This window comes from Streptomyces sp. NPDC055025, assembly GCF_053608565.1.
This window is the reverse complement of the sequence record NZ_JBSGVS010000074.1, coordinates 25708-43239: the sequence shown is the minus strand read 5'-3', so window position 1 is coordinate 43239 and position 17532 is coordinate 25708. Positions and strand designations below refer to the sequence as shown.

14 protein-coding genes are annotated in these 17532 nt (G+C 71.1%); 5 read left to right on the top strand and 9 right to left on the bottom strand.

All coding sequences use genetic code 11. The features are described from left to right. The first annotated feature begins 84 nt into the window (after positions 1-84). Entirely contained in the window at positions 85-456 is a 372-nt protein-coding gene (locus tag ACWGDX_RS33610) for a MerR family transcriptional regulator (RefSeq protein ID WP_453631779.1), read from the top strand. Between the two features lie 78 nt (positions 457-534). Here ACWGDX_RS33610 and ACWGDX_RS33605 read toward each other — a convergent pair whose 3' ends face one another. Together ACWGDX_RS33605 and ACWGDX_RS33600 are read right to left on the bottom strand one after the other, a co-directional pair. Next, the gene (locus tag ACWGDX_RS33605) at positions 535-978 is read right to left on the bottom strand and encodes a PAS domain-containing protein (protein ID WP_363085383.1); all 444 of its coding nucleotides are present in this window, start codon (positions 976-978) and stop codon (positions 535-537) included. A gap of 173 nt (positions 979-1151) precedes the next feature. Continuing rightward, positions 1152-1688, bottom strand: a complete 537-nt coding sequence (locus ACWGDX_RS33600; protein WP_453631777.1) for a hypothetical protein — start codon at positions 1686-1688, stop codon at positions 1152-1154. A gap of 176 nt (positions 1689-1864) precedes the next feature. On the opposite strand from ACWGDX_RS33600, the gene ACWGDX_RS33595 reads away from it, so the two are divergent. After that, positions 1865-2308: a hypothetical protein gene (locus ACWGDX_RS33595; RefSeq protein ID WP_453631776.1), complete on the top strand. Its 444-nt coding sequence runs from the start codon at positions 1865-1867 to the stop codon at positions 2306-2308. A 123-nt stretch (positions 2309-2431) separates the two neighbouring features. Here ACWGDX_RS33595 and ACWGDX_RS33590 read toward each other — a convergent pair whose 3' ends face one another. The 3 genes from ACWGDX_RS33590 to ACWGDX_RS33580 form a co-directional block, all read right to left on the bottom strand. Further along, positions 2432-3664, bottom strand: coding sequence for an FAD-dependent oxidoreductase (locus ACWGDX_RS33590; RefSeq protein WP_453631774.1), 1233 nt, complete (start codon positions 3662-3664; stop codon positions 2432-2434). 176 nt (positions 3665-3840) lie between these two features. After that, on the bottom strand, positions 3841-4677 hold the full coding sequence (locus tag ACWGDX_RS33585; protein ID WP_453631772.1) for a L,D-transpeptidase family protein: 837 nt from the start codon (positions 4675-4677) through the stop codon (positions 3841-3843). Between the two features lie 14 nt (positions 4678-4691). After that, positions 4692-5321: a hypothetical protein gene (locus tag ACWGDX_RS33580; protein ID WP_453631770.1), complete on the bottom strand. Its 630-nt coding sequence runs from the start codon at positions 5319-5321 to the stop codon at positions 4692-4694. 245 nt (positions 5322-5566) lie between these two features. On the opposite strand from ACWGDX_RS33580, the gene ACWGDX_RS33575 reads away from it, so the two are divergent. Then, complete coding sequence (locus ACWGDX_RS33575) at positions 5567-6448, top strand: helix-turn-helix domain-containing protein (protein WP_453631768.1); 882 nt, start codon at positions 5567-5569, stop codon at positions 6446-6448. A gap of 105 nt (positions 6449-6553) precedes the next feature. Here the strand turns inward: ACWGDX_RS33575 and ACWGDX_RS33570 are convergent, their stop codons facing one another. Next, on the bottom strand, positions 6554-9052 hold the full coding sequence (locus tag ACWGDX_RS33570) for a SpoIIE family protein phosphatase (RefSeq protein ID WP_453631766.1): 2499 nt from the start codon (positions 9050-9052) through the stop codon (positions 6554-6556). Positions 9053-9324: 272 nt separating this feature from the next. Here ACWGDX_RS33570 and ACWGDX_RS33565 point away from each other — a divergent pair, with 272 nt between their 5' ends. Further along, entirely contained in the window at positions 9325-11835 is a 2511-nt protein-coding gene (locus tag ACWGDX_RS33565; RefSeq protein ID WP_453631764.1) for a SpoIIE family protein phosphatase, read from the top strand. A gap of 129 nt (positions 11836-11964) precedes the next feature. Here ACWGDX_RS33565 and ACWGDX_RS33560 read toward each other — a convergent pair whose 3' ends face one another. Then, entirely contained in the window at positions 11965-12849 is an 885-nt protein-coding gene (locus tag ACWGDX_RS33560; protein ID WP_453631763.1) for a LysR family transcriptional regulator, read from the bottom strand. 303 nt (positions 12850-13152) lie between these two features. On the opposite strand from ACWGDX_RS33560, the gene ACWGDX_RS33555 reads away from it, so the two are divergent. Further along, positions 13153-14286: a M20/M25/M40 family metallo-hydrolase gene (locus ACWGDX_RS33555; RefSeq protein ID WP_453631783.1), complete on the top strand. Its 1134-nt coding sequence runs from the start codon at positions 13153-13155 to the stop codon at positions 14284-14286. Between the two features lie 15 nt (positions 14287-14301). Here the strand turns inward: ACWGDX_RS33555 and ACWGDX_RS33550 are convergent, their stop codons facing one another. Both ACWGDX_RS33550 and ACWGDX_RS33545 read right to left on the bottom strand, forming a co-directional pair. Then, positions 14302-16116: an ABC transporter ATP-binding protein gene (locus ACWGDX_RS33550; protein ID WP_453631761.1), complete on the bottom strand. Its 1815-nt coding sequence runs from the start codon at positions 16114-16116 to the stop codon at positions 14302-14304. Positions 16117-16215: 99 nt separating this feature from the next. Then, positions 16216-17466, bottom strand: a complete 1251-nt coding sequence (locus ACWGDX_RS33545; RefSeq protein ID WP_453631759.1) for an MFS transporter — start codon at positions 17464-17466, stop codon at positions 16216-16218. Positions 17467-17532: the final 66 nt, after the last annotated feature.

The following is a 17532-nucleotide window of genomic DNA, read 5'->3' as shown; positions in this document are numbered from 1 at the left end:
ACGGGCCAGGCGGGACTTTCGAAACACGCCCTAGCCCCGTCCGTCAGCCGGGGGCCGACGGAGGACGGAAGTGAGGGACGAAGGATGCGGATCGGCGAAGCGGCGGCGGCGACCGGCACGACGCCCAGGGCGCTGCGGTTCTACGAACAGCGCGGGTTGCTGCCCCCGCCCGTCCGTACGGCCTCCGGCCAGCGCGAATACGGTCCCGCCGAGATCGAGCGGGTCCGTGTCATCCGCGAGTTGCTGGGTCTCGGACTCACCGTCGAGGATCTGCGCAGTTGCGCCGACCGCCTCCATCTTCTCTCCGAGAACCCCGGGCGGCGGTGCGGTTCCGTCGAGGCCGGTGCCCCCGCCTCCGGCGTCGTCGGCCGCAGGCTCGCCGTGCTCGACGCCGAGATCGGCCGGCTGACGGGAATCCGTGAGAGCCTCGCGCGGCGCGCCTCCGGGAACGACTGACGGACGGCACCGGCCCGGCCGTTCGTACCCTCGGCCGTTCGCGCCGGACCGCCTGTGCCTGTGCCTGTCAGAATCCGGTCAGGACGCCGTACCGCTCGGCTCGGCGGCCAGCAGTCGCCGCCGTATCTCCTTCTCCTGGGCCCGCCGCGCGGTGACATCCCTGATGACCGCCCCGACATGGCTCGCGTTGCCGTCGGAATCGGTCAGCAGCACCACACTGAACTCGATCGAGACGGTCGAACCGTCGGCGGTCAGCGCGGGCACGGCCAGGAGGTCGTCATCCCCGTACTTGCTGGCGCCGGCGGCCATGGCCGCCACGAATCCGTCCCAGTGACGCTGCCGGTGCTTCTCGGGAATGATCACGTCCAGATCGCGCCCGGCCACCTCGGCGGCCGAGTAACCGAAGATCCTCTCGGCGCCCCGGTTCCAGTAGCGGATCAGCCCTTCACGGTCGATGATCACCAGGCCGTCGGGCGCCTTGGCCGCCATTCCGAGTACGACTTCGGGGTCCAAGTCTTCCATGACGCCTCCGCGTTGGGGTGATCCATCGCCATCGTCCCATCGATGCGCCGATCCACCGGCAGAAACGATTGTATGCAGTAGACGACGCCCGGGGCGCTGGTTCCGCCCAATCTTCGGGCCGCGAGCTGGCCACGCCCGCGCGGGCGTGGCCGGCTCGATCCGCCCGAAAGACCCTAGGCCCCGGTGTCGAACCGCGCGTCGAGGACCTCGTCGAGTTCGGCCGCCCACTTCTTGAGCTGCTCCCTGGACGAGCCCTCCACATCGTGCTGGAACCACCGCTGGGAGGACGTATAGACCGTGATGCCGAAACGGCGCCCGAACCGCGGGACGTCCGTTTCCACCGCCTTGATCTCCTCCCAGTCGAAATCGGCCTCCTCGCCGTCCAGCCGAAACCTGATTCCGGCGTGGTCGGCGAGGATGACTCCGCGCCGGTCCGACGCCTCGAAGACGGGTCCGTCGTCTTCCTGTTCCTCCTCGGCGGGCGTCACCGCTTCGCTGTCGGCCACCTTCCCTTCGGCGGAGCCGGCGGTCTTTTCCCCTGGAACGGCGTCTTCCGGCGGCGTGTCCACCGCCGTCGGCTCCGGGGCCGGGGCGTTCTCGTCCGCCTCGTCCACCCCGGCAGGGTGCGAGGGCAGCAGCCCGGGTACATACGCCGGATCGGTCCCGGCCGGGTGCGTCGGCAGAATACTGGGATCTGTGTGTTGCTCCACGGGGAGCAGTATGGCCGACATCCCTGTGTCCACAACCGCCGGGCGGAGCAGTCGGATCCACCGGGTCCGCCGGACGGCGACCGGCCGTGGGGAACGAACACCCCGGATATGGATGAGCCGGGTCGGACAAGGCGGCCCGAGGGTGTCGAGCGACGCGTGGGGGGATGGAACACATCGTGATGATCGAGTCCGTGCGGTACATGTCGCGGTGTTCGGACTGCGGCTCGGTGATGGAGTGCGTCGGCGCTCAGGCGTTGGTCGGGCACACCCTGGAATGGGACATCGGCCACCACTGCCCCTCCTGTGGCACGACTCTGTACGAGTGCGGGCCGGGGGGCGGCGACATGCCCGAGGATCTGCGTGGGCGTCTGCTGGCAGAGCACGGTGCGGCCCGGGTCGCCCTCGGCGATCCTCCGGCGCGTCCGGCCATCGTGATGAAGGTTCTCCGTGCCGAGTTCGGCGGCGGCCCGGCCCATGCCAAACGGCTGCTCCAGCGGATCAGGGACGGCGTGCTCGTGGGGACGATGCCGGAGACAGCTCTTCTCGTCGAGCGCCTGCGTGCCGCCGGAGTCGAGGCGGAGGCCGAGCGGCTGCCGCCGGGCGGAGACCAAGTGCGTTGACCCGGAAGGAATCTCATGGCAGCCGCAGCGCGTTTCCCGACGACCCGCGCCGCGGTGTTCCGCGCGGTGCGCGCGATCAGCGCGCGGGACGACTGGTGGCGGCACCGGCCCGTGCGCCGCGGCTCAGCGCACCGACGCCGCCGGGGGACGCTCGCGTACGGCGCCGTACGCGATGAAGTACGCCGGTACCCGGTTCAGCCACCGTGAGGCGGTCAGCGACTCGGTCATCCGCCGCGCCCTCCTGGGATCGCCGAAGGCCGGGCGTCCGGCCAGCACCGGTTCGACGACCCGTGCGTGGGCGATCCGTTGCAGCGCCTGCGCCAAGGCCGCGGTGGGCCACCGCCGGCGCTGGACCGCGCGTACGTCCCGCAGCCCGACCGCGCCCTCGCGCAGCGGCTCGACGAGATACCGCGCGGCGGCCACGGCGTCCTCGACGGCGAGGTTGACTCCGATCCCGAAGACCGGCGACATCGCGTGTGCCGCGTCGCCGATGCACAGCAGCCCAGGGCGGTGCCAGCGCCTGAGGCGGTCGAGCCGTACGTCGAGCAGCTTCACCTCGTCCCATGACCGCAGCGCGTGCACCCGGTCCGCGAGCCACGGGACGGCGGTCGCGAATTCGGCCATGAACCGGTCGAGACCGGCCGCGCGGCGCCTGCCGTCGGATCCCTTGGGAATCAGCGCGGAGCACTGCCAGTACTCCCCGCGGTCGATCGTGACGGCGAGAAGCCGGTCGCCGGCGCTCACCACGAGCCCGCGCGGGTCGCTGTCCCGCCGCGGCAGCCGGAACCACCAGGCGTCCATGGGGCAGGTGAACCGCCGCGGCCTCAGTTCGGGTCGCCACCGCGCCAGCGAGCCCCGCCCGTCGCAGGCCACGGTCAGCGAGGCCCGTAGCTCACCGGTACGGCCTTCGGGCGTGCGGTACCGCACCCCCCTGACCCGTCCGCGCTCCACCAGGAAGGACGTGGCCTCGGTGTTCATCCGCAGGGAGAAGGACGGCTCCCGCCCGGCCTCGTCCGCGAGGAGGTTGAGCAGGTCCCGCTGCGGCACCATCGCGATGTAGTTGTACGGGGCCCGCAGCGCGCCGATGTTCCCGACGGTGACCAGCGAGCGGTCCGGGCCGAGCGGCAGCTGGATCGTTGTCACCCGCCGCTGCGGCAGCCGGGCGAACCGCTCGGCGAGGCCCAGCTCGTCCAGCAGGGCCAGGGTGGACGGATGCACGGTGTCACCGCGGAAGTCACGCAGGAAGTCGCCGTGCTTCTCCAGGACCGTGACCTCGACACCGGCTCGGGCCAGCAGCAGACCGAGAACCATTCCGGCGGGCCCGCCGCCCACCACACAGCACGTGGTCCGCTCCATCGCGCCCGCTCCCTTCGGTGAGATCTCGGGAACCATCACACGGGGACATATAACCCCAAGCCTGGCAGGTCCGCCGCACGTGATCGTGACGTGGTCCGGCGTAGTCCGACCTGTGCCGCCTCGCCCCGAGCGGACCGGCGGACCGGCGGACCGGCGGCTTCGGCGGCTTCGGCGCTTCAGCGTTTGAGTGACTCCGCGTCCCCCATCACCACCACCGGCCTCTTCCCCGGATCCAGCCGCCGCAGCAACTCCTTCATCCGCCCGCGCGGCAGCGAGACACACCCCTCGGTGGGGCCGCCGTGATCCACATGGAGCCAGATGCCGCCGCCCTTGTCCGCACCGAGCGGGCGGGTCCAGTCCAGCGGCGTGTTGCCCGGTACGCGGTTGTAGTTGACCGCCACGACGTAGTCGAAGGACCCGGCGAGCGATTCGCCCTGGAAACCGGTGCCCGAGACCGAGAAGGCGGGGCCCCGGTCGTACGGGAGTCTCGTGCCCGGATCGGGCAGCAGCCCGCCCGCGTCGGTGAGGCCGAACACACCGATCGGCGTACGCAGATCGCCCCGGTCGTGGTCGTCGGTCCAGCCACGCTTCGCGTTGTGGGTGGGCCATACGTCGGTGACGGGTGTCCAGCCGGTGACCGGGTCGCGCTCGTAGACCAGCACGGTACCGGTGTTGCGGTTCTTGCCCGAGCCGGTCGCCACGACAGCCTGGGTCGTCCCCGGAGGGATGGCGGCGAGGGTCTTCGGGCCGAGTCCGGGTATCTCCCTCGGTTCGGCCGTCCGCGGCTCGGAGGTCCGCGGCTCGGGGGCGGACCGGCCGGCGGCGCCACCGAGGGAACCGGCGCCGTCCGTCCCGTCGGCGCTCTTGCCGTCGACGCCCTTCCCGTCGGCGGTCGTCCCGCCCGGCGGGGATCCTCCGATGGCCGTCGCGCCCCCGCAGCCGCTGAGCAGCAGGCCTGAAGCGAGCAACGCGGCGGCCAGGCGCGGCCTTCCGCGGACAGATCTGACAGACATGGAGGGACCTTTCGTCATGCGTTCGTCGTACGTTCAGGGGAGCTTGGTGCGCGCCGAAGTGCCCGCACCGGCGGACAGTCCCGCCCGCCCAGGTCCGGACCCGAGCCCGGGTCCGGACCCGAGCCTGAGGACGGGCCCGAGCCTGAGGACGGATACCGGTCCAGTCCCCGGGCCGGGCAGGGTTGTTCGCACGCGGTGAGCCGCTGCGCCGAGGCGAAGCCCCTGGCCTGCGCCTTGTGTCCAAGGCCCGCCGGCGTCCGGAGTGCCTGCCAGTGTTCGGGCAGCCGCGGAGTCGGACCGGCCACCTCGGAGAATCCGACCCGGGTGTCCGGCGCGTTGTCCCGTGTGGTCACCGAGGGGACGGGGGCGGCGGGCCACACCGCTTCCGAGCCGCCGCCCAGCGCCTCGGGCAGGAGGGCGCCCGCCAGCACGAGCCCGGTCACGGCCGCCGCGGCGGCACCCGCCGTACGCCGTCGGCGCCCGGTGCGTACGGCCCGTTCCCGTACCCGACGCAGCCGCCCTTCCGGTGCGGGCAGCCGGGGCACGGCCCGTTCCAGCAGAACCCGCAGCTCCCGCTCCTCCGGCTCCCACCGCTCACGCTCGGGCCCAGCGTCCCGCCCCCGCCGCTCTCCTCGGTCTCCCACGCCTCTGGAACACGTTGGGATGCCGGTCAGGTTGCCTCCGCGGCGGGGAATCTCCCTGCGACCTCGGTCACGACCTCGGTCACTGGTCCTGCCGGTCCTCGGACCGGCAGGACTTGCCGATCGCCCTCCGGCCTCCGTGCTCCCGCCGCGGGCAGCGGGCATCCCTCCCCTCCTGGGACCAACGGGACGTTCCTGGGGGTAACAGGGCCAGGCGGGGAACATGTCCCGTCGCTACCGTTGATGTCATGGACGGCAGCGACAACCGCATCGGTGAGTACCTCCGTGCCCGGCGCAACCTGGTTCGCCCGCAGGACGTGGGACTGCCGGGCGGTGGCCTGCGTCGCGTACCCGGACTGCGGCGCGAGGAGGTGGCGATGCTGGCCGGTATCAGCAGCGACTACTACCTCCGGCTGGAACAAGGCCGCGATCATCGTCCCTCGCCGGAGGTTCTCGACGCCCTGGCGCGCGTTCTGCGGCTCGACGCCGAAGCGGCCGCCCATCTGCACCGGCTGGCGCGGCCGGTGCCCAGGAAACGAACGGCACGGAAACCGGAGCGGGTGCCGACAAGCATTCGCCAGCTGATCGACGGCTGGCCCGACAATCCCGCGTATGTGCAGAACAGGTTTCTGGACATACTGGCGGTGAACGCGCCCGCGGCGGCCCTTTCCCCGAACTACGCGCCCGGGGTGAATCTTCTGCGGGCCGTGTTCCTCGATCCCGCGGAGCGTGCGTTGCGCAGGGACTGGGAGGAGGCGACAGCGGAGGGGGTCGCCGGTCTGAGAACCCTCGTCGGGCCTGATGTCGACGATCCCCGACTGGTGGAGCTCGTCGGAGAGCTGTCGGTCCGGAGCGAAAGATTCCGGCAGCTCTGGGGACGCCATGACATACAGCCGAAGAAGGGCCGCGTCAGCCGGCTCTCCCATCCACAGGTCGGCGACATGGATCTTCAGTCCAACAAACTCACCATCGGCGGTACGGACGGCCTGATCCTGGTGGCCTTCCACGCGGAACCCGGCAGCCGGAACGCCGAACTGCTGGCGATATTGGGAAGCCTTACCGCTTCCGACGGCACGGCGGCGCAAGGGATTCCGACCACCGATCCGTCGGCGAGCAGCGAAAAGGAATAGTCCGTCCGCGCGGCGCGAGGGGGCGGCGTGACCGTACGACGCCGCACGGCCGCACGGCACCGCACGACACCCCCGGAGCGGCTGGAGCGGCCGGACGGGGGACGTTCACTCTTGCGGGGCCGCCGTGGAGCCGAGGTCGAACGAGGACAGCGGAGTCAGTTCCTGTTCGGCCCACACGGTCTTGCCTCCCGTGGTGTACCGGGTGCCCCGCCGGTGGGACATCTGCGCCACGAGGAAGAGGCCCCGGCCGTCCTCGTCGGTGGTCCTGGCGTGGCGCAGACGCGGAAGGCTGTTGCTGCCGTCGGAGACCTCGCAGGTCAGAAGCTGGTGCCGGATCAGGCGCAGACCGATCGGGCCGACGGCGTGGCGGATGGCGTTGGTGACCAGCTCGCTGACGATCAGCTCGGTGGTCATCGCCAGATCCTCCAGCCCCCACTCGGCGAGTTGCCCGACGGCCAGGGACCGGGCGGTGCTGACGACGGCGGGATCGGGCGGCAGCTCCCACGAGGCCGTCTGGGTCGGGCTGAGCGTGCGGGTCCGGGCGAGGAGCAGGGCGACATCGTCGTACGGCGCCGGGGTCTGTAGCGAATCGACCACGGCCGAGCGCAGATCCCCCAGCGGAAGGCCGGGTTGTGCCAGAACGGTGCTCAGACGGCGCATCCCGGCGTCGATGTCCTGGTCGCGGCTCTCGACGAGGCCGTCGGTGTAGAAGGCGAGCACACTTCCCTCGGGCAGTTCCATCTCCACGGCCTCGAAGGGCACCAGTCCGAGGCCGAGCGGGGTTCCCGCGGGAAGGTCGGGGAAGGTGACCTTGCCGTGCGGGTCGACGATCGCGGGCGGCGGGTGGCCGGCCCGCGCCATCGTGCAGCGCCGGATGACCGGGTCGTAGACGGCGTACAGACAGGTGGCCCCCAGGACCGCGGTGGCCATGCCTTTGCCGTCGGCGTCCTCCTCGATGAGGCGGATGGCCAGATCGTCGAGGTGGGCCAGCAGTTCGTCGGGGGGCAGATCCATGTCGGCGAGGGTGTGTACGGCGGTACGGAGCCGGCCCATGGTCGCCGCGGCGTTGATGCCGTGCCCGACCACATCGCCGACGACCAGGGCCACCCTGGCGCCGGACAGCGGGATCACATCGAACCAGTCGCCCCCGGCGCCGTGCCGGCTGTCGGCCGGCAGATAGTGCGAGGCCACCTCGACGGCGGTCCCGCCGGTGAGGCGCTGCGGGAGCAGATTGCGCTGGAGCGCGAAGGCCGTGGCGCGTTCGCGGGTGTACCGGTTGGCGTTGTCCAGGGACAGCGCGGCCCGGTTGACGAGTTCCTCGGCGAGGATCAGATCGTCCTGCTCGAACGGCGTCGGGTCCTCCGTACGCGCGAAGAGCGCCACGCCGAGCACCGTGCCGCGCGCGTGGATCGGCACATACATGCAGGAGTGGATCCCGACCTCGTTGATCCTCTCCACCCGTACCGGGTCCTGGCCGAGCCACGACCCGGGAGATGTGTCCACGACCCGTTCCATATGGGACTTCCCGGAGGACAGAACGCGTGTGAAGGGCGAATCCCCCGGGACGAAGACCGCCTCCCCCCGTGCCCACAGGGCCTCGGGGGCACCCGGGCGGACCGATGCCACACCCGCGCGGCAGAACACGGGAACGCTGTCGCCCATCGGCCCCAGCCGGGCCAGGGGCTCCTCACCGAGCGGGACCGACTCCGCGAGGTCGACGGCGGCGAAGTCGGCGAGGAGCGGCACGGCGAGATCGGCCAGCTCCTGCCCGGTCCGCATGACGTCCAGGGTGCTGCCGATACGCGTGCTGGCCTCGCTGAGGATCGCCAGGCGTTCGCGCGCCTGCTCCCTGCGGGTGACATCCGTCCACATGGCGCACACGCCCAGCGCATGGCCGCCTCCGTCCTCCAGACGGAAGATGGAGACGGAGAACGCGCGTTCCCGGTGCCGGTCCAGCGGCACCCACGCCCGGAACTCCAGGTCCACCACCGGCGTGCCGGTGTTCAGCACTCGCCGCATCACCGCCTCGGCCTCCACGGCCTCGGTGATACCGGGCAGTGACTCCGTCAGCCGGCGCCCGAGCCGCTCCTCGCGGGGGATGCCGTCCTGCAGTTCCAGGGTGTCGTTCACCCAGGTGCAGCGGAGCTCCGGATCGCGGACGATGATCCCGATCGGCGCGCGGGCCAGCAGCGACTCCAGCACCAGTCCCTTCGCCGCTCCCGGCGAGACCGCGGCCGCGTCGCCCGCCGAGACCAGCCACTGCGCCGTTCCGTCCGGGCCGGACAGCGGGGAGACCCGCAGGTTCATATCGAGCCTGCGGCCGTCACGATGGCGAAGCGCCGCGAAACCGGACCAGCCGCCCTGGGTACGGCACCGCTCCGCGAACACCGAGGCCTTCGGCGCGTCTCCGTCGGGGAGCAGCACGATCCCGGCGAGCCGGCCCATCACCTCCGCGGCCGAGTAGCCGACCAGCCGCTCAGCGGCCGGCGTCCACCCGATCACGACCCCTTTCGCGTCCAGCACCGCGGTCGCCGTGCCGTCCGTCCGCACCGCCCCCTGCACGGCGTCGAACGCCATGCGCTCAGTGCTGTCCACCGTGGCCATCCCGCCTACGAGGTGCCTCCCGGACGGCCGGAGTCGCGTCGGCCGTACGGTCGAGCCGGTCAGCCGGCAGCCCACACTCAAAACTCATCATTCCGACGTTAGCATGATTTGTAGACAATATTCAGTACTACATTTGATCACGCTCAAATCCGGACTATCCGGTCCCCCCTGAGCACCACCCCACCGAACCGATCTAGATATTTATGGGTCGATATGGCCGGGTAGGAGCCAGACAGGGGGAGAGCGCTCCGCCGGGGAACCAGGGAGCCGCAATGGATGAGCATGCCGATGTCATGGGCGAGCCGGGCTTCTGCCTTCCCGCCCCCGCCGTCGCGGTGCTGGACGGACACGGCAGGATCATGGAGTGGTCCGCGGAAGCGGAGCGCCTCGTGGGCATGACCTTCGCGGAGGTGGAAGGCCGGCCGTTCGCCGATCTGCTGGTCGCGCCGCCGCCACCGGCGGAAGGCACCGGGCCGGAAGCGCGGTCGGTACACACCGGACCGGAAGCGCGGATGGCAGACACCGGGCCTGCGGCAGACCGCCGGCCGGAATCAGGAGGGCCCGCCGCGTTCGGCGCCCCCGGCACTCGCGCGGTCCTCGCGCGGTCCGCCCCGGGCAAGGACACGGACGTCTTCCTGTGGTCGTCACCACTGGCCGGCTCCGGGGGCCGCCTCGTACTGCTCGTTCCGCTCAGCCAGGCACTCGGATGGGGACACGGGTTCTCCTTCCTGCACGCGGTATTCGGGCAGGAACTGGTCGGCATGGCATTCCACGACACCGATCTGACCGTGGTGCGGACGAACATCACCCCGGAGATGTTCGGCGGCCCGCCGCTCACTCCCGGCGACCGGCTGGACGCCGTCCTGCGGGTCGACGACGCGGCGGCGGTCGAGGTGCTGCTGCGGCAAGTCCTCAAAACAGGTACGCCCATCTTCGGGCACCAGTCACGGATGCGCTCCCGGAAGCCCGGTGAGCGTGAGTGGACGCTGTCACTGAACGTGATGCGGATGGAGAACGCCCGGGGAGAGCCGGCCGGACTCATGGTGTCGGTCGTCGACGTCACCGAGCAGAGCAGGATCCGCCGCCATCGCGATCTGCTGCACCGGTCCGCCAGCCGGCTGGGAATGTCCCTCGACATCACGCGGACGGCGCACGCCCTGACCGACATCGTCACACCCGACCTGGCGAATATCGTCACGGTCGACCTGTCCGAGCCCGTCCTGTCCGGCGGCGAACCCCCGCAGGTGTTCGGCAGCGGTGAATCGGACCTGGTCCGCGTCGCGGTCGCCTCCACCGACGGCCCGTGGCCCCCGGAACTGCTCCAGGCCGACGCCGTCTATCCCGCCCTGCCGCCGAGCCCCGAGTTGCGCCAGTTGCAGAAGAACCGTTCCGTCCGGCTGACCCGGGACGAGGTGATCCACGCGCTGGGGGAGATGGCTCCTCTTCTCGTTCCCCCGGATGCCCACGATCTGGTCGCGACACCGCTCCACGCCAGGGGCCGGGTGCTCGGCACGATCACGGCGTGGCGCACCCGGCAGCCCGGACCGTTCGACGACACCGAGATGGAACTGCTCGCGGAGATCGGCTCCCGGGCCGCGCTCGCCATCGACAACGCCCGTCGTTACGCCAGGGAGCACCGTACGGCGATGACCTTGCAGCAACGGCTCCTGCCATGGGCGACCACGGACACCCCGGCGGCCGAGACCACCGCCCTCTACCGGCCGTCCCACGGCGGACACGGCATCAGCGGAGACTGGTTCGACGCCATCGCGCTGCCGTCCCTGCGGGTGGCGCTGGTCGTCGGTGATGTCATCGGGCACGGGCTGATCGCCAGCGCCACGATGGGACGGCTGCGTACGGCCATCCAGACCTTCGCCGATCTGGAACTGGATCCCGCGGAGGTCCTCACCCATGTCGACGACCTGGTCCACCGGCTCGCGGCCGAAGCGCCGCCCGCCACGCGCGATGTCGTGGGAGCCACCTGCCTGTACGCCGTCTACGACCCGGTCACCGGCCGGTGCACCCTGGCCAGCGCGGGGCAGCCGCCTCCCGTACTCGTCGGTCCCGACGGCACGGCCCGGCTGATCGACGTCGACGCCGGACCGCCCCTCGGAGTCGGCGGCGTCCCCTACGAGTCCAGCACCATGGAGATCGAGGCGGGCAGCGTCCTCGCTCTCTACACCGACGGAATACTCGGTCTGAAACCGTATGCCGACGGCGACGGGATACGACGCCTCAAGGACGAGATCGCCGTCCAGACGCACTCGCACCGGGCGCTGGACGACACGCTGGACGACATCGGGCAGGCCGTTCTCGGCGACGTCCGCGGGGGACCGTCGCGCGACGACGTCACCTTGCTGCTCTCCCGTATGCGACGACTGCCGAAGGACAGTGTGCGGAGCTGGGCGTTCCCGGCGGATCTGGACGCGGTCTCCGAGGCCCGCGCCGTGGCCGGGCACCAGTTGGCGGCCTGGAATCTGGCCGGTGTCGCCTTCACCACGGAACTCGTGGTGAGCGAACTCGTGACCAACGCCATCCGCTACGCGGGCGGACCGGTGGAACTGCGGCTGATCCGGGACCAGACCCTGATCTGCGAGGTCACCGATCCGAGCAACACACAGCCTCGGCTGGTACGGGCCGGCGACACCGACGAGGGCGGACGCGGACTGTTCATCGTGGCTCAGTGCACCAACCGCTGGGGCTGTCGCTACGGGCGCAGGGGCAAGACCATCTGGGCCGAACTGCCGCTCGTCGAGCGCGCGACCGGTCCGCCGACCTCCTAGGGCCTCGCTCTGGGGCCTCTCGTTCCAGGGCGTTCCAGGGCCCCTCGTTCCAGGGCCTCTCCTTCGGATCGTGCTGGGCCACGGGCGGATCAGTGCCGGTCTTGAGACGGGGCCGGGGCAGCGCCGGGCTCAGTCGACGGCGTCGCTCAGCAGATCCCGCAGTGTCAGTGCCGCCGGTAGCGGGGCGGCGGGCAGCGCCACATGGACGGTCCGGCGCAGGGCCGGGTCGGTGAGGCGGCACAGGACGAGTTCGCCGGGGACCGCACGGGCGGCCAGTGAGGGGACCAGCGCCACCCCCAGCCCGGCGGCCGCGTAGCCGAACTTCCCGGACCACTCCGCGATCCTGATGATCTTCCTGGGGGTGAAGCCCGCCCGTGCGCAGGCGTCGGCGAGCATCGTGGGACGGTCGCCGTACGCGCTGTGAAGCCATGCCTCGTCGCGCAGTTCACGCAGGTCGACCGTCGCGGCTCCGGCCAGGCGGTGCCCGCGCGGGAGGGCGACGAAGAGTTCGTCCTCACAGAGCACGGTCGTCGTGACACCGTCGGCCGACGGCAGACCTGACGGGTAGTCGCTGACGACGGCGAGGTCCAGCGCCCCGTCCGCGAGACGCTCCATCAGCGTGTCGGTCGGGCCCTCGACCGCGACGACCTCGACATCCGGCCTCGCGTTCTGGAGCGTCCGCAGGGCGGCGGGCACCAACGAGATGTTGGCGGTGGCGAACGCGCCCATGTGCAGCAGCCCGCCGTGCCCGGCGTGCAGTACGGCCAGCTCCCGCTCCGCCCGCGACAGCCGGTCCAGCACCTCCGCCGCGTGCCGGTGCAGCGCGCGGCCGGCGGGATTCAGCCGTACGCCTCGGGGAAGCCGGTCGAACAGCGGTCCGCCCGCCCGCTGCTCCAGCGCGGCGATCCGCCGGGACACCGCGGACTGCGTGTAGTTGAGCCGGACCGCCGCCTTGGTGAACGATCCGGTCTCCGCCACGGCCACCAGCAGCCGAAGCGCGTCGCTCTCGAACATGTCTCCCCCGCCTCCCCGTTCCTTCATCCTTCGCCCACGCCCACGCCCATCTTCCTCCAACCCATGCATCACGCGCATGGGTTCCATGCGATCCAGTCGCTGGTGGAATGCCTTGTCCCGTCCTAACGTCGTTCACGCGGCAGGGCTCCAGGGGACGGCAGAACTCCGGGGGAACGGACTCCGGGGAACGGGCTCCGCCGCTCCGACGGCCGATGAGATCCGAGGGGGAAGTGTGCTGTCACGAAGGGAAATGGAGAGGGGACGGGACCGGTGACCCAATCCGGTGTGCTGGCGTTGCCGGCGATGCTGGCCGATCTGGAGGAGCTCGTGCTCTGCGAGTCCTTCTCGAACGACCACGCGGCGGTGGCGCGCAGCGCGGAGGTGGTCGGCGCCCTGGGGACAAGACTGCTGGGGGCAGAGCCGGAGACGGTCGTGATCGACGGTGTGACCCATCTGCGGTGGGCCTTCGGCACCCCGCGGGTCCTGCTGATGGGACATCACGACACGGTGTGGCCCCTGGGCTCTCTCCGGCACCACCCCTGGTCGGTGACCGACGGGATCGCCCGCGGCCCGGGAGTCCTGGACATGAAGGCGGGCCTGGTGCAGATGTTCCACGCGCTGGCCTCCCTGCCCTCCCCGGACGGGGTGTGCGTCCTGGTCAACGGGGACGAGGAGGTCGGCTCCACGACCTCCCGGCAGCTGATCGAGCGAACCGCGCGGAGCTGCGTGGCCGCCTTCGTGCTGGAGGCGTCCGGTGACGAGAAGGGTGCGCTCAAGACCGCCCGGAAGGGCACGTCGCGATACGAGGTCGTGGTACGCGGCAGGGCCGCGCACGCGGGTCTCGAACCCCAGAAGGGGGTCAACGCCGCGGTCGAGGCCGCTCACCAGGTGCTGTCCATCGCCGGCCTCGGGGCCTCGACGGGTGCCGTCGGTGCCGCCCACTCCGCCCTTGGCCCCGCCACCGTCACGCCCACCCTGCTGTCGGCCGGCAGCACACGCAACACGGTTCCCGCGCTGGCACGCGTCTCGGTGGATGTGCGCGCGCCGACCGCGGCGGCACAGGACCGTATCGACGAGCTCATGCGGGGGCTCACCGCCCGGACGCCCGGCGCCCGGCTGGAGGTGCTGGGCGGCAGGCAACGGCCGCCCATGGAAGCGGAGTCGTCCGCCGAACTGTTCGCCCTCGCCTCCCGGCTCGCCGCGGAACTGGGCCAGGAGCCACCGCGGGGGATCGCCGTCGGCGGTGCCTCGGACGGCAACTACACCGCCGCGGCGGGCTGCCCGACACTGGACGGCGTGGGCGCCGTGGGCGGTGGCGCCCACGCGGACACCGAGTACGTCGAGGTGGCACGGATGGTCCCCCGCGCCCATCTGCTCGCTCAACTCATCACACGGACCCGGCGATGGCCCCACCGTGACCGGCAGGGCTCCGCCTAAAATACGGCCGGGGCCTCAGCGCAGATCCGCCCGCGACTCGGGGGTGTCGTCGAGGAAGCCGCCCGACTGACGCTGCCACAGTTTCGCGTAGGCGCCGTCCGACGCGAGCAGCTCGTGGTGCGTGCCCTGCTCGATGATCCGGCCGCGGTCCAGGACCACGAGCCGGTCCATGGTGGCGACCGTGCTCAGCCTGTGCGCCACCACGAGTGCCGTCCGCCCGTCCATGAGCCGCCACAGCGCCTCCTGGACGAGGGTCTCGCTCTCGGAGTCCAGGGCGCTGGTCGCCTCGTCGAGCAGCAGGATCGGCGCGTCGCGCAGGATCGCCCTGGCGAGGGCGACCCGCTGGCGCTGTCCGCCGGACAGCTTGACACCACGCTCGCCCACCATGGTGTCGAAGCCGTCCGGCAGCGCGTCGGCGAACTCCGTGACGTGCGCCGCCTCGGACGCGCGGCGGATCTCGGCCTCCGTGGCGTCCGGCCGGGCGAACGCGATGTTGTCCCGCAGCGTGCGGTGGAACATCGCCGGGTCCTGGGGTACGTAGGCGATCATGCCGCGCACGTCGGCCTGGCGCAGCCTGCTGATGTCCTGACCGCCGATCAGGATCCGGCCGGAGTCGATGTCCGTCATCCGCAGCAGCAGCCGGCTGAGCGTGGTCTTGCCCCCGCCGGACCGGCCGACCAGGCCGATCTTCGCCCCGCTGTGCACGGCCAGGTCGAGGCCCTCGAAGAGAGGCTCCGCGCCCGCGTGGGCGAAGGTCACCCGCTCGAAGCGGACATCGGCGCTCCGGGACAGCAGCGGCTCCGGCGACTCGGGGTCGAGCACGGTCGACGGTGTCAGCAGCAGTTCGGTGAACTGCGCGGCCTCCGTCATCGAGCTCTCCAGACGGCGGTAGATCTGGTTGAACTCGAACATGATCCGCGTCGCGTTGCTGTAGTAGGTGAAGGCGAGAACGACCGCTTCCACGCCGTGCTCACCCCCGCCGAGAGCGACCGCGAGCAGCAGGCCCATCGCGTTGGTCAGTACGGACATCGGCGCGACCAGCGTGTCGATGCGCAGATTGCCGTAGTCCCACGAACGCAGCGTGAGCCGCCGCGACTCCGCGACGCGGGTCTGGTGCTCGGCGGCCTCGCGGTCCTCGGCGGCGAAGGCCCGAACCGTGTCCATGTTCATCAGGCTGTCGGCGACATGGCCCGACACCCGGGCGATCGCCTCCTCGCGCTGGTCGACAAGCGCTTGGCGGCGACGGATGAGAGGGGCCACGCACAGCCCCGTCAGCGCGATCATCGCCAGGAGCCCGACGACGAGCAGCGGTTCGTAGCGCCACAGCACCACCGATCCGAACACCAGCGGCACGAGACTGCCCACGACCGAGAACGTCAGGGTGTCGACGAACTCCTCGAAACGGGAGGCGAAGCTCAGAACCCGTTTGGTCAGCGACCCGGCGAAGTTGTCGTGGAAGAACGCGGCGTCCTTGGCGAACAGTTCGTCCATTCCGATCACGTACAGGTGCTCGATGCCGAGGGCGTCGAGACGGTTCAGGAAGTGCAGACCGATACGCCACAGCGTCTCCGCGAGGAGCAGTACGACGGCGAAGCCGAGGACGTAGGGCAGTGTCGAGCCGATGGTGATGCCGTCGTCGCCGGCGATCCGGCCGACAAGCTTCGCGACGACCAGCGGCGCGATGTAGTTGATGCCGATGTTGCCCAGCGCCGGCAACAGCATCGCGGGCACGGTCACCAGCCGGAGCCGGGCCAACTCCCGTCCGTAGTAACGAAGTGCGAGAAGTACCGGGCCCCTGCCCGGCACCTCACCCGATTCAGGAGATCCCATACCAACCCTGTGTGGTCGTGCGGCAGCCCGCCACATGCCTCTGCGGGACCCCCCACGCGGCTCGCGGCGACACGTACGCGCGAGTACGGGGAGGTCAGGTCAAGATCCTGAGTGTCCCGTGACAGCGCCCGCGCGGTCCACGCGTTTTTCTCGGCCACCGGAAACCCGCGTACGGAGCGGACGGTCCGGCCCGGGAGCCGTGGTGCCGGGCCCGCGGTCGAGGTATCCGGCGGTCAGTGCGATGGCCAGACCCGCCGTGGCGAGTACGGCGCCGACAAGAGCGGTCGACATCCAGCCCCAGCCGGCGGCGACACCCGCGCCCGCCAGCCAGACGCCTCCGGCGTTGGCGAGGTTGAAGGCGGAGTGGTTGGAGGCCGCGGAGAGAGTGGGGGCGTCGGCGGCGTAGCGGATCACCATGGTCTGCAGCGGTGCTGTCATGAGGAAGCCGGTCGCCCCGAGGACGACGACCATGGGCAGCGCGATCCAGACGATGTGCGCGGTGAAGTGGAAGACGGTCAGCGCGAGGGCGAGACCGGCGAGAGCGGCGTAGGCGGTGGGGCGTGCCGCGCGGTCGGTGAGAGGACCGGCCGCGGCGACACCGATGGTCATACCGACGCCGGCCAGCGCCAGTACCCACAGGACGGAGCTTTCGCCCAGCCCCATCACATGGGTCGTGATGGAGGAGAGGTAGGCGTAGACGGCGAAGACACCCGCGAAGCCGAACACGGCCGTGGCGAGGCCGAGCAGGACCTGCGCTTTGCGCAGGGCGCGCAGTTCGCGGCGCAGGCTCTGTCCGGGCTCGACGGGCTCGTAGGGGATCAGCAGGGCCAGGCCGGCGACGGCGAGGACACCGATGGCGGTGACGACGAGGAAGGTGGCGCGCCAGCCGAGATCCTGGCCGAGCAGGGTGGCGGCGGGAACGCCGACGATGTTGGCGGTGGTCAGGCCGAGCAGGATGGTGGCGATGGCCCGGCCTTCGCGCCCCTTGGGGGCGAGACGCGCCGCGACGACGGAGCCCGCTCCGAAGAAGGCGCCGTGGGGCAGGCCGGACAGGAAGCGTCCCGCCAGGGCCCAGCCGAAGTCCGGCGACAGCGCGGAGAGCAGATTGCCCGCCACGAAGATGCTCATAAGGAGTACGAGCAGGTGTTTGCGGGCCATGCGTACGCCGATGACGGCGAGCAGGGGCGCCCCGATGACGACACCGAGGGCGTAGGCGGAAACCAGGTTGCCGGCGGTGGGGACGCTGGTGTGCAGATCGGCCGCCACATTGGGCAGCAGGCCCATGGTGACGAACTCGGTGGTGCCGATGCCGAAGGCGCTGAGGGCCAGGGCGAAGAGGGCCGGTGGCACGGACGTGGCCTTTCAACGGTTCGTGTGAGTGGTGCGGGGCCCGCCCTTGGACGGGGGTGCCCCTTG

What these genes read in the sequence shown, in the direction of transcription:
- ACWGDX_RS33610 (WP_453631779.1), top strand. Translation starts at nt 85, where the DNA reads ATGCGGATCGGCGAAGCGGCGGCGGCGACCGGCACGACGCCCAGGGCG.
- ACWGDX_RS33605 (WP_363085383.1), bottom strand. Translation starts at nt 978, where the DNA reads ATGGAAGACTTGGACCCCGAAGTCGTACTCGGAATGGCGGCCAAGGCG.
- ACWGDX_RS33590 (WP_453631774.1), bottom strand. Translation starts at nt 3,664, where the DNA reads ATGGAGCGGACCACGTGCTGTGTGGTGGGCGGCGGGCCCGCCGGAATG.
- ACWGDX_RS33585 (WP_453631772.1), bottom strand. Translation starts at nt 4,677, where the DNA reads ATGTCTGTCAGATCTGTCCGCGGAAGGCCGCGCCTGGCCGCCGCGTTG.
- ACWGDX_RS33575 (WP_453631768.1), top strand. Translation starts at nt 5,567, where the DNA reads ATGGACGGCAGCGACAACCGCATCGGTGAGTACCTCCGTGCCCGGCGC.
- ACWGDX_RS33570 (WP_453631766.1), bottom strand. Translation starts at nt 9,052, where the DNA reads ATGGCCACGGTGGACAGCACTGAGCGCATGGCGTTCGACGCCGTGCAG.
- ACWGDX_RS33565 (WP_453631764.1), top strand. Translation starts at nt 9,325, where the DNA reads ATGGATGAGCATGCCGATGTCATGGGCGAGCCGGGCTTCTGCCTTCCC.
- ACWGDX_RS33560 (WP_453631763.1), bottom strand. Translation starts at nt 12,849, where the DNA reads ATGTTCGAGAGCGACGCGCTTCGGCTGCTGGTGGCCGTGGCGGAGACC.
- ACWGDX_RS33555 (WP_453631783.1), top strand. Translation starts at nt 13,153, where the DNA reads ATGCTGGCCGATCTGGAGGAGCTCGTGCTCTGCGAGTCCTTCTCGAAC.
- ACWGDX_RS33550 (WP_453631761.1), bottom strand. Translation starts at nt 16,116, where the DNA reads ATGGGATCTCCTGAATCGGGTGAGGTGCCGGGCAGGGGCCCGGTACTT.